The organism is Microcoleus sp. AT3-A2 (assembly GCF_036705685.1).
Lineage (GTDB): Bacteria > Cyanobacteriota > Cyanobacteriia > Cyanobacteriales > Microcoleaceae > Microcoleus.
The window spans coordinates 114,573-128,639 of sequence record NZ_JAUBVF010000004.1 but is presented as its reverse complement, the minus strand read 5'-3'; the positions used below and the strand labels follow the sequence as shown (position 1 = coordinate 128,639).

Here is a 14,067-nt window from a genome sequence, read left to right as displayed (position 1 = left end):
CAGGGAGAAGGCAAAAGGCAGAAGGTAAAAATGCTGATATTTTTACTTAACTTTTTACGGATTTCAAGGGTGATACCAGTTTCCAAAAAAAAATGTAACTTTAGGCAACTTCCCAACCCCGATAGTCATCTGTCATGCCCAATCTAAAATCTACAATCTAAAATCTAAAATGGTATGAGTTGTCAAACTATCCTAAAATACCAGGAAACACAGGTTTGAGGAGGCTTTGTGGCTTATTGGAGCAAAATTACTTATGAGAAAAGTACATACATAATTGACCTTGACACTATTAGTGCTTTTTCTAGCGAACTGGATAACAAGCGTCTCACCTTTTGGCTGCCTAATAGCAGTCAGCCGATTATCCTCAATCCCCAAGGCAATTATGAGGCTTACAAGCAAGTTCTCGATTACCTCAAAAAAACGATTGATCGCAATTCTAGAGGTTCGTGGATTAAAATTAATTATGACCGCAAAGAAATTGCGATCGATATGAGTCGAATTAGCTCTTTTGCTTGCGAACAGAACGGTCGGCTAAGCTTTTGCCTCCCTGATAGCGCAACTAATATTATTATCCTGCGCCAAAGCAACCCGGAAACTTATCAACAAATTCAGGAATACATAAAAAATACTACTGGACAATCTCTACCATGAAGCAGTCCTTAGTCATTAGTCTTTAGTCATTAGTTAGAAAGATGAACAATGAAGAAGGAAGGGAGACTATTTTTAGTAAATCCTCACATTCATTTTATTTTTTTTGACCTAAAATGCTTAGGTTGCTCCCTAAGTTTAGATATGAAAAAAGCGCAATCAAATGCGCTGAATTTTTAAATTTTAACTATTGAACAAGCTGCCAAGCTAATTTGGCCGCACCTACTATGCCTGCTTGATTGCCCAATTCAGCAACCAATAACTGCAAATCTGCGCGAGAAGTCGGCAACACCCGCCGCTCAATTTCTTCTCGAACCTGTGGCAAGAAAAATTCTGCACCTGCACTAATTCCACCGCCGATAATAATAGCTTCCGGCGTCAAAATATAAATGAGACTTGCCAAACCTAGACCGAGATAACGACCGTAATTTTGCCAAAATTCTAAAGCTTTGGCATCTCCATACTTAGCTAAATTTGCTAATTGTAGCGGTTCTAAATCGGTTTCGCGGCGAATTGCTTGCACCGAAACGTACTGTTCTAAAGAACCGCGATTGCCACTTTTACACTCCGGGCCGTCGGGATTTATAGTAATCAACCCTAGTTCTCCGGCCGCGCCTTGATGACCTACAAATAGTTTGCCGTCTAGGATAACTGCGCCGCCGACTCCTGTACCTAAAGTTATTAAAATTAGGTCTTTAAAGTGCCTTCCTGCACCCAACCAAGCTTCTCCCAATCCGGCACAATTGGCATCATTTGCTAACATGGTCGGCAGTCCGGTTTTAGCTTCCACCCAGTCAGCTAGGGGGACGTTATGCCAGTCTTTGAGGTTAATGGCTACTCTCGCTATTCTGCCGGCGGCGTCTGCGGGGCCTGGAGTGCCGATGCCGATCGCACTTACAGCATTTTCGGCCGGATTCAGTTGTAAAATAGCATCCGTCATCGCTGCTAAAACTGCTTCTGGCGTTGCGGGTTGAGGGGTTGGGACAGTTAAGGATTGGTGACAAAGACCATTTTCGCTAAATCTGCCCAGTTTAATGGCGCTTCCGCCTAAGTCAATGCCGATTACTTGTGTCATTCGATTTGGGTTTGAGATGCAAGGATTTAGGATTAATCCTCATAGGATAAACATATTTTAGAGTGCGGATTGTGCACCTTACCAATTAAGTTGGTAGTGAGGATTTAAATCCTCCCACTCTATTTTAGAGTATAATAATTAGCGAGGAAAACAGGGCTTAATTCTTAATAGTATCATGCTGATCGCAATCCCTAGCAAAAATTCTGGATACAAGCGAGTTCGCCTATTGAATTTCGCCTAACTTACGTTGCGCTACCTCTCGGTTGTGCAAAGCATCGTGATAGTCTGGTTGGAGAGCAATTGCCTGGGTATAAGATGCGATCGCTTCTTCAAATCGTCCTAAATTATACTGCTCATTACCTCGATCGCACCATGCCTCAGCCTCTACATTAACTTCCGATTCTGCCTCCGCACCCTCAGCGCCTGTGCGGTTCCCTTCCCCAGAAAAACCCAAACCATCCCCAACAAACACCGCCTCAATTACCCTCCCCTTTGTATCCTCCTCCTCAGCCTCCGGCAGCGGAAACCGTGTCAATATCTCCCGCCCAATTTGCCTCGCAACCTCTGAGAATTCCCCGCTGCCAATTCTACCTAACAATACCAGCCGCTGCGCTAATTCCTGAAGCGATGCCACCGCATCCGTAGCAGCGATCTCATCATGTTCACCCTCTAACAATCTTTGCTGAAACCGTCGCAGCCAAGCAGCCAATTCACCATCTTTAAGGCGTTTTGCGATTAAGAATCCTGCTACATCCCCGCGACTCCAGCCGGCATTCACCCCTTCGAGAATTTCCATGAATTTCGACTCGTATTCCGCGTCAGTTAATGTTGGGCGGATGGTGGTATTTTCTGAAGGCGGGGCGGGCTGGCTTGGGGTTCCGAATAGCCGCTGAATTAGTCGTTTGAAGAATTGCAGAATTTTGTTGAGCATTTGTGAGCTTGCGAAGGTGGGGTATTTTCTATTTTATAGCAATTATCAAAAGTAGGATTACATATAGATTGTCGAAGATATCTGTAGGGACACGGCGCATTGCCGTGTCCGGGATTGCGACGCACAGCAAACAATCACATGAAGTAGAATTAATCTACTTTAAAAGCGGATAATACAGTTCTCCTGTTGAGTTGATATAACCGGCCCTATCGCCCGCTAAATCCCCGGTTCCCATAAATACGTCAACTCTCCCCGCGCCTTTGATTGCACCGCCCGTATCTTGATCCAAAACGTACCGATTCACGGCATTTTGTTCGAGTTGTCCCGCCGCATTCGGATAAGGGAGTTTTGTACTAATTAATGCTAGTGCACCGGGTGGCATTAAGGCTTTGTCGGTGGCGATCGACCTTTCGGCAGTTACTGGCACTCCAATGCTTCCTGTGGCTGGAGCTCCATTACTATCCCGGAAGAATACAAAGCTTTCATTTTTCGGCAAATACTTGTCCATATCTGCGGGAAAGTTGGTAAAATATTCCCTTAGTTTCGGCAAAGTTAACTCTTCTAAAGTAAACTTTCCGTCTTTAACTAATTCTCGTCCAACTCCTGTATAACTGTGACTGGTTTTGCCTGCAAAACCGACGGTCATCTCGCTACCATCTGTTAGCTGCAATCTCGCAGAACCTTGGACGTGCACGAGAAATGCTTGGAAGCGATCGCGCAACCAAACTAATTCTAACCCTCGCAGCAATCCTTTACTTGCCTGCAAAGCATCTTCGCCTTCTAATTGCAATCTTGTCGGGTGAGGTTTCGGCCAAGATGCCATGTTTGGCGGCATCCGATACAGAGGATAACGGTATTCGGAATTAGGCGTGCGAGATGCTGCGTAAGTCGGCTCGAAATAACCTGTAAATGCGACTGTTCCTTTGCCATCTTTGCCCGTGGATTTGTAAAATACAAATTCGCGCTTGACCGATTCCTGAAGTTGTGCAGGGGTTGTGGAACTGACAACTAATTGGCGGAATCGATCGAGGGAACGGCGGACTCGATCGCGCGTAACTCCTGCTACTGGATAGCGGCTGTAGGCAGTGGCGGCGGCCGATGTATTGAGATAGCGGAGGCTATTGTCGATCGACTTTAACAGCAATTCCCGATCGCCCGGTTTGCCATTTTCGCCCCAGATTTGAGCGTCAAAGGCGAGATCATCCGACTCGCCAGCTTGCAATTGATTTATACTAATTGGTTGCAGCGACGGAACTGCAACGGCGGGCACCGAAAAAGCGATCGCCAAAACGCAACAGGCGATCGCTAATATCTGATAGCGAAAAATTTTGCTCAATTTCCAATCTTTCCTACTCAATTGATTATTTTCCTTATTCATCGAATCTCTCAACGCTAGAAGTAAATACCGGTTCTACGCGAATTGCGAGAACGCTGGTAGGCCGAACTACCATGTATTCGCCTTGAATATTTTTGATCGGGACATTAACAAATTCTGACGAATCTTGTTTGGGAACCAGAGTTTTATACCACTGTTGAAAATCTTGCAGCGTTGAAAAACGGATTTCTTCGCGGTGGCCGCCCTCAAGCAGCAGGTGTACGGAATATTCGCTGGGTGTTCTAGGCATAGGAGATGGGGAGAGTTGTTGCAGGACAATCTAAAATCTAAAATCTAAAATCTAAAATTAATGTGGTTGCCCTCAAGCAGCAGGTGCACGGAATATTCGCACTTGAGTTCTAGGCATATCTTGATTTTAGTTTTTTGATTTTAAGCTTTTGGAACGATTCCATATTTTACATCTTCCTCGGTGCATTCCCTCATCTAGTAGGTTGGGTCGAGGGAGAGTGGGAGAAGGGGAGAGACCGGAGAGGGGGAGACCGGAGAGGGGGAGAGGGGGAGAGTGGGAGAGGGGGAGAGTGGGAGAAGGGGAGAGACCGGAGAGACCGGAGAGTTGTTGCAGGAAAATCTCAATCTAAAATCTAAAATCTAAAACCGATAGAGTTGTTGCAGGAAAACCCCAATCTAAAATCTAAAATCCAAAATCTTAAATCGATTGACGGCGGCCCCCATCTGCGGCTACGCTGTGAAATTAAGGCTGCTTTCCTCAAAGAGGAAGCAGCCCACGTCGCTCAAAAATCTAGTTGCACTGCCCAAAGCTGCTACCAACAGCAATGGACAGCTAACCGCCAAACTGAGTAAGCAGTATGGAGGCTAATGGAGAATTTTAACATTCTCTGTAGCCGCCCTGCTCTGTGTTAACGTGCGGGGCGGCTGGGTTTTTGGGTTTTCCTAGAAAACCAAAAACCAGGAGACCATATTATGTCACAGGAATTCGTACCTGACGATAACTTTTCCGCACGTCCAAATGACGACTCAGCAGTATCCGAACAGGAAGTCGTGCGGATCACGGTTGTCGGTTCCCGCGCCGCCGTGTTAGAAACCATCCACACTTTGTACCGACTAGGATTTGCCCAAGTCGGCGATTGGAGTCCGCCGCAGCGAGGTGCAAAGCCGGGACAAGTGATAAGCCTACTCATTCGCCGATCGCGCAAAGCCTAAAAATAGGATCAAATGCGGTAGGGACACTCCAAGATCCCTTCTTCGTGTCAACAATCGCCTGAAACCATTGATAAATCTCGCTTTTAGCTAAGTCTAGATCCCCCTAAATCCCCCTTAAGAAGGGGAGTAGGGGTTGACTTTGAGAATACTCTTGTCCCACCCCCTACTCCCCTTTTTAAGGGGGGCTAGGGGGGATCTAGATTTAATACTCAAACAACAGTCTGTGATTGGGTTAGACGTTAAGTTGGCACCAATGGGTTCTTGGAGTGTCTCTACAATGATTAATCGTGCGGAATACAGGGATTGTGTATTTTAGAACACGATTTGACCGCAACACTTAAAATAGTCTTGATTTACCGATCGACTGCACCCTTTTCTCATCAATATTTCTGGTTAGCTGGGGGTGTCTGTGGGCCGGAGTTGCGAGGTTCTGCTTCCAAAATGCTGAGAATGGTGCACAATTTCAAATTAACAACAAAACTTGCACTATTTTGAGTAAGCTTTGGGGGGAACAGCTTAGAAAGCCTGTTTCTAAGACTGATGCAAAATATCAAATTAATCCTCCACCTTGTCCAATTACTAATTACGAACCTATGCCCCGTCGTCAAGACTTAAAAAAGATTCTTCTTATTGGTTCCGGCCCAATTGTTATCGGTCAAGCGTGCGAATTTGACTATTCAGGAACCCAAGCTTGCAAAGCTTTGCGAGAAGAAGGTTTTGAAGTAGTGTTGGTTAATTCCAACCCAGCAACGATTATGACCGATCCGGAAACTGCCGATCGCATTTACATCGAACCTCTAACGCCGGTCATCCTCGAACAAATTATCGCTAAAGAAAGACCTCAAGCAATTTTACCGACTATGGGCGGCCAAACCGCGCTAAATCTAGCAGTTGCCGTGGCTAAAAATGGCGTTTTAGAAAAATACAACGTCGAGTTGATTGGGGCTAAGTTGCCAGCAATTGAAATGGCAGAAGATCGGCTATTATTTAAGGAAGCCATGGCGCGAATTGGGGTCGCTGTTTGCCCTTCTGGAATTGCCAACACTCTCGACGAAGCCAAAGCAATTGGTCACCAAATCGGCAGTTATCCGTTAATTATTCGTCCTGCTTTTACAATGGGCGGCACGGGAGGCGGCATTTCTTACAATCAAGAAGAGTTTGAAGAAATGGCACAAGGCGGGATTGACGCCAGTCCAGTATCGCAAATTTTGATCGAACAATCTTTGATTGGTTGGAAAGAGTACGAACTGGAAGTAATGCGGGATTTGGCAGATAATGTAGTGATTATTTGTTCGATCGAGAATCTCGACCCGATGGGCGTCCACACCGGCGATTCTATCACCGTCGCCCCGGCGCAAACTCTCACAGACAAAGAATATCAGCGCCTGCGGGATGCTTCGGTGAAAATTATTCGCGAGATAGGAGTTGAAACCGGCGGTTCCAATATTCAATTTGCCGTCAATCCTGTTAACGGAGATTTCATCGTTATTGAAATGAACCCTCGGGTTTCCCGTTCCTCCGCCTTGGCCTCGAAAGCAACTGGTTTCCCTATTGCAAAAATGGCGGCAAAATTAGCGGTAGGTTACAGCCTAGACGAAATTTCCAACGATATTACCAAGAAAACTCCGGCGTCTTTTGAGCCGACAATTGACTACGTGGTGACGAAGATTCCCCGATTTGCCTTTGAAAAGTTCCCCGGTTCCGAACCGACTCTAACAACGCAAATGAAGTCTGTTGGGGAGGTAATGGCGATCGGGCGCAGCTTCAATGAATCCTTCCAAAAAGCCCTGCGGGGATTGGAAACAGGCCGCGCAGGTTTCGGGTGCGACAAACCGGAAAAATTGCCGAGTTTGGAACAAATTCGCGCCGGATTGCGGACGCCAAATCCCGATCGCATTTTTACAGTTCGCCACGCGATGATGATGGGAATGTCGGTGGAAGATATCTTCGAGTTTACAGGAATCGATCCTTGGTTTTTGGATAAAATGCAGGAATTGCTGGAAACTGAGAAGTTCTTGAAACGAACGCGGTTGGAAGAGTTGACAAAAGAGACAATGTTTGAAGTAAAGCAATTGGGTTTTAGCGATCGCCAAATTGCTTATGCCACCAAAACATCGGAAGATCAAGTCCGCGCTTACCGCAAACAGTTAGGCGTAATTCCGATTTACAAAACCGTCGATACCTGTGCCGCTGAATTTGAAGCGTTTACACCCTATTATTATTCCACCTACGAAGCGGGAGCGGCAATTTGGGAAGTGGGCGATGAAGAAAAGAAAGTTTCGTCTGTAGGCCACAGTCTCGCGCCGGAGTCGGAAGTTTTGCCTTCTACCAAGCGAAAAGTGATGATTTTAGGTGGCGGGCCGAACCGGATCGGACAGGGAATTGAGTTTGATTACTGCTGCTGTCACGCTTCCTATTCCCTAGGAGAAGATGGCTTTGAGACAATTATGGTCAACTCGAACCCGGAAACGGTTTCGACGGATTATGATACGAGCGATCGCCTGTATTTTGAACCGCTAACAAAAGAAGATGTTCTCAACATCATCGAAGCCGAAAATCCCGAAGGAATAATTATTCAGTTTGGCGGACAAACCCCACTGAAATTAGCGCTTCCTTTACAAAAAGCTCTGGAAAATCACCCCGATGTACAAACAAAAATCTGGGGAACTTCGCCGGATTCCATTGATACTGCTGAAGACAGGGAGCGATTTGAAAAGATTCTGCGGGAGTTGGATATTCAGCAAGCTGCTAACGGTTTGGCTCGTAGTTTTGAGGATGCTTTAATAGTAGCTCAACGGATTGGTTATCCGGTAGTGGTGCGACCCAGTTACGTATTAGGCGGGCGAGCAATGGAAATTGTTTATTCCGATGCTGAATTGGAACGTTACATGACCTATGCCGTGCTAGTAGAACCCGATCATCCGATTTTAATTGATAAGTTTTTGGAGAATGCGATCGAGGTTGATGTCGATGCGATCGCCGATGTTACTGGCAATGTGACGATCGGCGGTATTATGGAACACATCGAGGAAGCGGGAATCCACTCCGGCGACTCTGCTTGTTCTATCCCTTACCAAACGCTTTCTGATGCAGCTTTGGTAACAATCCGCCGCTGGACTGTAGAATTAGCAAAATCCCTGAAAGTAATCGGGTTGATGAATATTCAATTTGCTGTTCAAGGGGAAGAAGTTTTCATTTTGGAAGCTAACCCGCGCGCTTCTAGAACAGTGCCTTTTGTCTCCAAGGCGATCGGAGTTCCCTTAGCAAAAATGGCCTCGCGAGTCATGTCTGGCAAAACTCTAGAAGCTTTAGGTTTTACTGAAGAGATTATACCCACTCATGTTTCGGTAAAAGAAGCAGTATTGCCCTTTGCTAAGTTTCCGGGAACTGATACCTTGTTAGGGCCAGAAATGCGATCGACCGGTGAAGTCATGGGAATTGACACCGATTTTGGCAAAGCATTTGCCAAAGCTCAACTCGGCGCTGGACAAATGATGCCGCTGTTTGGAACTGTGCTGGTTTCGATGCGCGATCGCGACAAACTAGCGGTTGTACCCGTTGTCAAGGAATTCTTAGAATTGGGTTTCAGAGTAGTCGCAACCCACGGGACACGCAAAGTTTTGCAAGAGCAAGGTTTAGAGGTAGATTTGGAATTGAAACTGCACGAAGGGCGGCCGAATTTGTTGGATTCGATCAAGAATGAGAAAATTCAACTAATTATCACCACACCTTCCGGGGAAGAATCCCGCGCCGACGGCATCTTTATCCGCCGCACAGCTTTGACTTACAAAATCCCGATTATTACCACAATAGCCGGTGCCAAAGCCACAGCAGCGGGAATTCGATCGCTCAAATCCTACCCAATGGAAGTAAAAGCAATTCAAGACTATTACCCGCAAACCTAGAGGGCGAAACACCCTATGTTTAGGGTGTGCAGCGCGGACTATTAGTGTCAAATGAAGCTTTTAGTCCGCCAGTCCTCGCGTTCACCCGGCAGTCCGCCAGGGAATGAATTCCCTGTCTTATAGCGAAAGTCCTCTCGAAGAGGACTGAAGAACTCATTAGTCCTCATAGCGAGGACTTTCGCTTTGAGGCTCTTGTTTCAAACGCTGCCGGAATGAGGGTTTAACGCTAAGTTGACACCAATGACCGCGCACCTTACCCTAAACATAAGGTGCGCGCCACCAAAACCTAATCTGCATCAGAATCTAAAACTCCGCTAGACAGCATCAACCTCGGCCAAACTAACAAGAAAAAACCCATCCAAGCTAATAAAGGAATCGCGACTAAAACAGTTATCCAAACAGTTTTTAATAAAAACCAACTACCGCTAATCAGGCTCGTGCCTGTCAAAAGAATCGACCAAGGTTGACACCACCAAGGTTTGTAACTCCAAGGACTAATAGCTTTTTGATTGGAAAGTTTTTTATCAGAAATAGATTTCATATTTTTAGTGATTGTTTATGGAAAATAGTCTGGCTACCTGGATTAGCAGAAGTTAAACATTCATCACCTCTTCTGCTGTCAGCGTTAATTCGGGGAAAGTCCGCGACACAATTAGTTCGCTGCCTTTAAACGCGCTTCTTTGATAGTTGCCATCTGCATCCACAAGGTGGACAAATACAGTTGGAACTTTGGGATTGCCCAGAAATTCCCTGCTGCCAATTGCTAAATAATCGACAATCCAATACTCAGGAACTCCGAGGCGCCGATATTCGTCCAATTTGTCTATATAATCGTCCTCCCAATTTGTTGATGTTACTTCCACTGCCAGTTGAATTGGTTCCCGCAATGCAGCATAAGCAGAACGGTTCGATCGCCACGAATCGCGATCGATTACGCTGACATCCGGTCTTCGCCCTTGTTCGATGCCGGCTTTACTTACAGTTCTGATAACGGCTGTAGTGTGGATTACATAATTCAAATTTAGTCGCCGGATTTCATCATTGAAGCCAAATAACATGAAATTAGCAACATCATCATGATTTCTTGTGGCATTCCTCTCTACAATTTCTCCATTTACCAGTTCATAGAGTCCATCTTCGGGACATTCTACAAGGAATTGGTCAAAGGTTAATTTTTGCGTGACTGTTGCAATCATAAGATTTATCCTTATTTTGCAGTAATACTATTAGTCTATATTACCACAGGCAGGAAGGAATTTGTTTTTTTGACCGCAGACATCCAATTCTAAAATCTAAAATCTACAATTAAAAATCTCAAATCGATTCAGGTAAATGGTAAAATACGATCGCCCTAGCAATTTGCACTTAAATTTGTTACTAACTTGATACAGTAAAGTAACAAACCTAGAAATCGAGCCACTCCCAGGTCAACCCCGAACCATGAGACTAGACGAAGCCGTAGAATTTGCCGAAAACCCAGAGCCGCGCTGTCCCTGCGTCCTCCTGCTGGACACCTCCGGCTCCATGCAAGGCGCACCCATAGATGCCTTGAATGAGGGGCTGGAAATCTTTAGGAATGACCTAATTAAAGACGAACTAGCTAAAAAGCGAGTCGAAGTCGCGATTATTTCATTTGACAATCATATCAAAGTCGTACAAGACTTCGTGACCGCCGACCAGTTCGAGACGCCACTGCTGACAGCTCAAGGACAAACCCACATGGGCGCAGGCATTCAGCTAGCATTAGATACCATTGCAGCCCGCAAATCCGACTACCGCAACAACGGCATTACCTACTACCGCCCGTGGGTATTTATGATTACTGACGGTGAACCTCAAGGTGAATCCGACGATGTTGTGGAAATAGCAGCACAGCGGATTAAAGAGGAAGAAACTAACAAGCGCGTCGCATTTTTTGCAGTCGGAGTGGAAGGTGCTAATATCCCTCGTCTCGCGCAAATTGTGGAGCGCACGCCTGTAAAATTGAGAGGATTAGACTTTAGAGAGATGTTCATCTGGCTGTCGGCTAGTATGCAGAGAGTTTCTCACTCAAAAATTGATGAACAAGTAGCACTGCCGCCACCCGGATGGGGAACTGTTTAGTTATTAGTCATTGGTCATTAGTCATTGGTCATTGGTCATTAGTCATTAGTCATTGGTCATTAGTAAGAGTGCCGTGTCCCTACGGCACTGTCGTGTCCCTATAATGGCTAGTACCTACGAACCCAGAAAAGTGCTGTAATTAGGGATAAATAAACCCGTCCAGACTTTGCATAGTTGTGAATTTACGAAGTTTTGAGTTAAAGAGTTATTAATGCAGAATTCATCCTTTAATTGGCAAGTTGTAGGGGCGTCAGTGATAGGTACGAGCCACGAAAAACGATCGCAGCCTTGTCAAGATGCCCACTGCTGGCGTCTATTGCCAAACGGTATTTTAGCGGCAGCGGTTGCCGATGGTGCGGGCTCGGCAGCACTCGCGGAAGTTGGGGCAAAAATTGCTGTGGAAGCGGTTGTCGAAACGATTTGCCAGCAACAGGAAAGGCTACCTGAAAATGACGACGAATGGCAGGTATTCTTGACAGCATCACTGCAAGTTGCGCGGGCACAGGTGGAAGCAGAAGCGGCAGCGCGGGCAGTGGCGCCGAGAGATTTAGCCTGCACTTTAATTGCTGTTGTTGCTACGCCGGAATTAATCGCAGTTGCTCAAATCGGCGACGGTGCGGCGGTAGCAGGTGATAGTGCAGGAAATGCGATCGCCCTGACTGTACCTCCCTGCGGCGAATACATCAACGAAACTATCTTTTTGATTTCGCCGAATGCGATAGAAACAGCACAATTTCAGGTACTGCGGGAAAAACTGCAGCACTTAGCCGTGTTTTCCGACGGCTTGCAAATGCTAGCGCTCAAAATCCCGGAAGGGACGCCGCACAAGCCGTTTTTTGCGCCTTTGTTTCGGTTTTCTGGCGAGTGGAAAGAAGAGGAAGATGCGAAACAGCAGTTAGAGTCATTTTTGCGATCGCCCCGCGTTTCCGAACGCACCGATGATGACTTAACATTATTGTTAGCAAGTTTTTCGAGCAATGTTTAATCTGTTTAAATCCACTGATAAAGTGTGGTTACACAATAATGATAGATCAACCAATTAGTGCAATATACTTGTTACGAGAAACCTTTGCTAAGATGGGAGCTATATACGCTCCTCTGTTGATAATCAACTCTCCCAGTTTGATAATTCTGCTGCTGAATAATTTGGGTTTGGGTTCGGCAGCTATTCCTTTGAATATTATCTACTTGTTCGTGCTAATTCCCTTCTTATCGGGAGCTATGATTTTCTACAGTTACCGAAGTTTGACAGGAAATCAAGTAACTGTGAGTGAGGCTTTTAATCAAGCAAACAGGAGATTGCTGCAACTCATCTTGGCTTATTTTATTCCTATGGTTCTTATTTTAGCAGGGATGATAGGGATTAGGTTGTTCCATTTGTTTTTGCCAGGCTTGATTCTACTCCTAATAGTAATTTTCGGATGTTATATATTATATCGTTTAATGTTTTCATCTTACGTTACGGTCATTAATAACTCTTCAGTACAGGATAGTCTTAACAGCAGTTGGAAATTAACTCAAGGGCGCTGGTGGTTGTTATTTCGCGCCAACTTTCTGATATCTATTGTGGCTCTTGTGCCAGCCATCTTGATTTTGGGACTAATCGGTTCAAGATTGGGGAATTCGCTAGCATCTCAGATGGTGAGTAACCTACTGGGATTCTTAGTCGGGCCGTTGATGACTGTTTATATGGTTTTATTGTACAAGGAGCTGCGGGAATCGGCAGCAACTATTGAATAGGCATCTACTCAAATAAAGTCAAGGGCTGGCAGGATACTTACCCACAACAATTTTGGGAGATGTGTAATGAGCGGTGAAAATTTGGTGCGGTTCTATAATAAAATCGAGGTGTCAACAATTCTGCTTTAGTTTGTACAGTAGGTCGTCGTTTGCAAGCACAAGAGATTAAGGATAAGCTCAACTCCCTAATTAGCGCAGCAGATCCAATAGATCCGAGTTTGGCGAGAAGATTGGATGAAATCAATCGCTGGGTGAAAGATGTTAAACCCGGTTCGCTAACGGCTAAAAAATTTGTGATGGCTTTTTTGCTGCAGCTTATCCGAGATTCTCAGGTTTGGCTGGCTATTCAATCTATACCTTCGGAAATAGAAAAAAAAGCCGCTTTTGAGTTAATGACTCCGGGGGAGAGGTATTGGTACAGCTATCTATTTCCTAAATGGCTGAGCGAAAACGATCGCAAATTTTACATCTGGAAACAAAAACTGAAAGCCGGTAAATTTGATCCGGCTGACGATCTCGTCATTCGTGCGATCGCAGCCCGAATTGTCGATCGCCAAGGCACTGTTTTGTATCGATATGTTGCCGATCTTTCTATGGCAACCGATTCCATCGTTAGCAACCGCCAACAGCAGCCCCTCTGCATTCAAGTCACTACTCTTTCGGATGAATTCTCTGAACTAAAATATCAAAATTGGCAACAAACTCTTCAAGATTGGGGGATTGACAGAGGATTATTTTTAAGTTATGATAAAAACGATGCAAATTTCCTGAACCAGTTAGTTAATATAGCATTATATAATAGTGATAATTTGCCCGCAGGTCGTTACCTCAAGTTCCCGTAAATCAAGCATATCTGCTGCTGAGAATAGTTCGACTGCTCCAAACTCTGTGAAAAAAAAATTTTTTGACTAACTCACATATTGCACAATTTTCGACAATGCCAAAAACCTAACCCCCAGCCTGCTTCTGGAAAAGGTAAAACAGACCAAGATTTTCCCTCCCCTTTTCTGTTTCCGGGAGGAGTCTGCCAGACGCTGGCAATAGGTGCTTGAGACGAAGGCTAAGCAATGGGAACATTTACCGCAGCAATCAATCGGGTGAAATAACT

14 protein-coding genes are annotated in these 14,067 nt (G+C 45.3%); 8 read left to right on the top strand and 6 right to left on the bottom strand.

The features are described from left to right. Positions 1–228 precede the first annotated feature (228 nt). Positions 229–651, top strand: a complete 423-nt coding sequence (locus QUB37_RS04470) for a hypothetical protein (protein WP_333159497.1) — start codon at positions 229–231, stop codon at positions 649–651. Positions 652–835: 184 nt separating this feature from the next. Here QUB37_RS04470 and QUB37_RS04465 read toward each other — a convergent pair whose 3' ends face one another. The 4 genes from QUB37_RS04465 to QUB37_RS04450 all read right to left on the bottom strand — a co-directional run bounded on the left by QUB37_RS04465 (position 836) and on the right by QUB37_RS04450 (position 4,279). Then, entirely contained in the window at positions 836–1,723 is an 888-nt protein-coding gene (locus tag QUB37_RS04465; protein WP_333159495.1) for an ROK family protein, read from the bottom strand. Between the two features lie 223 nt (positions 1,724–1,946). After that, positions 1,947–2,654, bottom strand: coding sequence for a tetratricopeptide repeat protein (locus QUB37_RS04460; RefSeq protein ID WP_333159493.1), 708 nt, complete (start codon positions 2,652–2,654; stop codon positions 1,947–1,949). 154 nt (positions 2,655–2,808) lie between these two features. Continuing rightward, positions 2,809–3,990, bottom strand: a complete 1,182-nt coding sequence (mltA, locus tag QUB37_RS04455; protein ID WP_445300001.1) for a murein transglycosylase A — start codon at positions 3,988–3,990, stop codon at positions 2,809–2,811. A gap of 34 nt (positions 3,991–4,024) precedes the next feature. Continuing rightward, positions 4,025–4,279 carry a hypothetical protein gene (locus QUB37_RS04450; protein WP_333046692.1) on the bottom strand — a complete coding sequence of 85 codons (255 nt, stop codon included), beginning with the start codon at positions 4,277–4,279 and terminating at the stop codon, positions 4,025–4,027. Positions 4,280–4,653: 374 nt separating this feature from the next. Between QUB37_RS04450 and QUB37_RS04445 the strand changes: the two genes are divergently transcribed. The 3 genes from QUB37_RS04445 to carB all read left to right on the top strand — a co-directional run bounded on the left by QUB37_RS04445 (position 4,654) and on the right by carB (position 9,116). Continuing rightward, positions 4,654–4,851, top strand: coding sequence for a hypothetical protein (locus tag QUB37_RS04445; protein WP_333159489.1), 198 nt, complete (start codon positions 4,654–4,656; stop codon positions 4,849–4,851). A 120-nt stretch (positions 4,852–4,971) separates the two neighbouring features. After that, positions 4,972–5,211 (top strand): hypothetical protein, encoded by a 240-nt coding sequence (locus QUB37_RS04440; RefSeq protein ID WP_333159487.1) that lies wholly within the window; start codon positions 4,972–4,974, stop codon positions 5,209–5,211. 593 nt (positions 5,212–5,804) lie between these two features. Then, positions 5,805–9,116, top strand: coding sequence for a carbamoyl-phosphate synthase large subunit (carB, locus tag QUB37_RS04435; protein ID WP_333159618.1), 3,312 nt, complete (start codon positions 5,805–5,807; stop codon positions 9,114–9,116). Between the two features lie 286 nt (positions 9,117–9,402). Here carB and QUB37_RS04430 read toward each other — a convergent pair whose 3' ends face one another. Together QUB37_RS04430 and QUB37_RS04425 are read right to left on the bottom strand one after the other, a co-directional pair. Then, a complete protein-coding gene (locus QUB37_RS04430; RefSeq protein WP_333046688.1) occupies positions 9,403–9,657 on the bottom strand; it encodes a DUF6737 family protein in 255 nt (84 codons plus the stop codon). 52 nt (positions 9,658–9,709) lie between these two features. Next, on the bottom strand, positions 9,710–10,312 hold the full coding sequence (locus tag QUB37_RS04425) for a Uma2 family endonuclease (protein ID WP_333159485.1): 603 nt from the start codon (positions 10,310–10,312) through the stop codon (positions 9,710–9,712). A gap of 244 nt (positions 10,313–10,556) precedes the next feature. Here QUB37_RS04425 and QUB37_RS04420 point away from each other — a divergent pair, with 244 nt between their 5' ends. The 4 genes from QUB37_RS04420 to QUB37_RS04405 all read left to right on the top strand — a co-directional run bounded on the left by QUB37_RS04420 (position 10,557) and on the right by QUB37_RS04405 (position 13,801). Beyond that, positions 10,557–11,219: a VWA domain-containing protein gene (locus tag QUB37_RS04420; RefSeq protein ID WP_333159483.1), complete on the top strand. Its 663-nt coding sequence runs from the start codon at positions 10,557–10,559 to the stop codon at positions 11,217–11,219. A 211-nt stretch (positions 11,220–11,430) separates the two neighbouring features. Then, a complete protein-coding gene (locus QUB37_RS04415) occupies positions 11,431–12,204 on the top strand; it encodes a PP2C family serine/threonine-protein phosphatase (protein WP_333159481.1) in 774 nt (257 codons plus the stop codon). Between the two features lie 38 nt (positions 12,205–12,242). Then, positions 12,243–12,959, top strand: a complete 717-nt coding sequence (locus tag QUB37_RS04410) for a hypothetical protein (protein WP_333159479.1) — start codon at positions 12,243–12,245, stop codon at positions 12,957–12,959. Between the two features lie 149 nt (positions 12,960–13,108). Beyond that, positions 13,109–13,801: a hypothetical protein gene (locus QUB37_RS04405; RefSeq protein WP_333159477.1), complete on the top strand. Its 693-nt coding sequence runs from the start codon at positions 13,109–13,111 to the stop codon at positions 13,799–13,801. Positions 13,802–14,067: the final 266 nt, after the last annotated feature.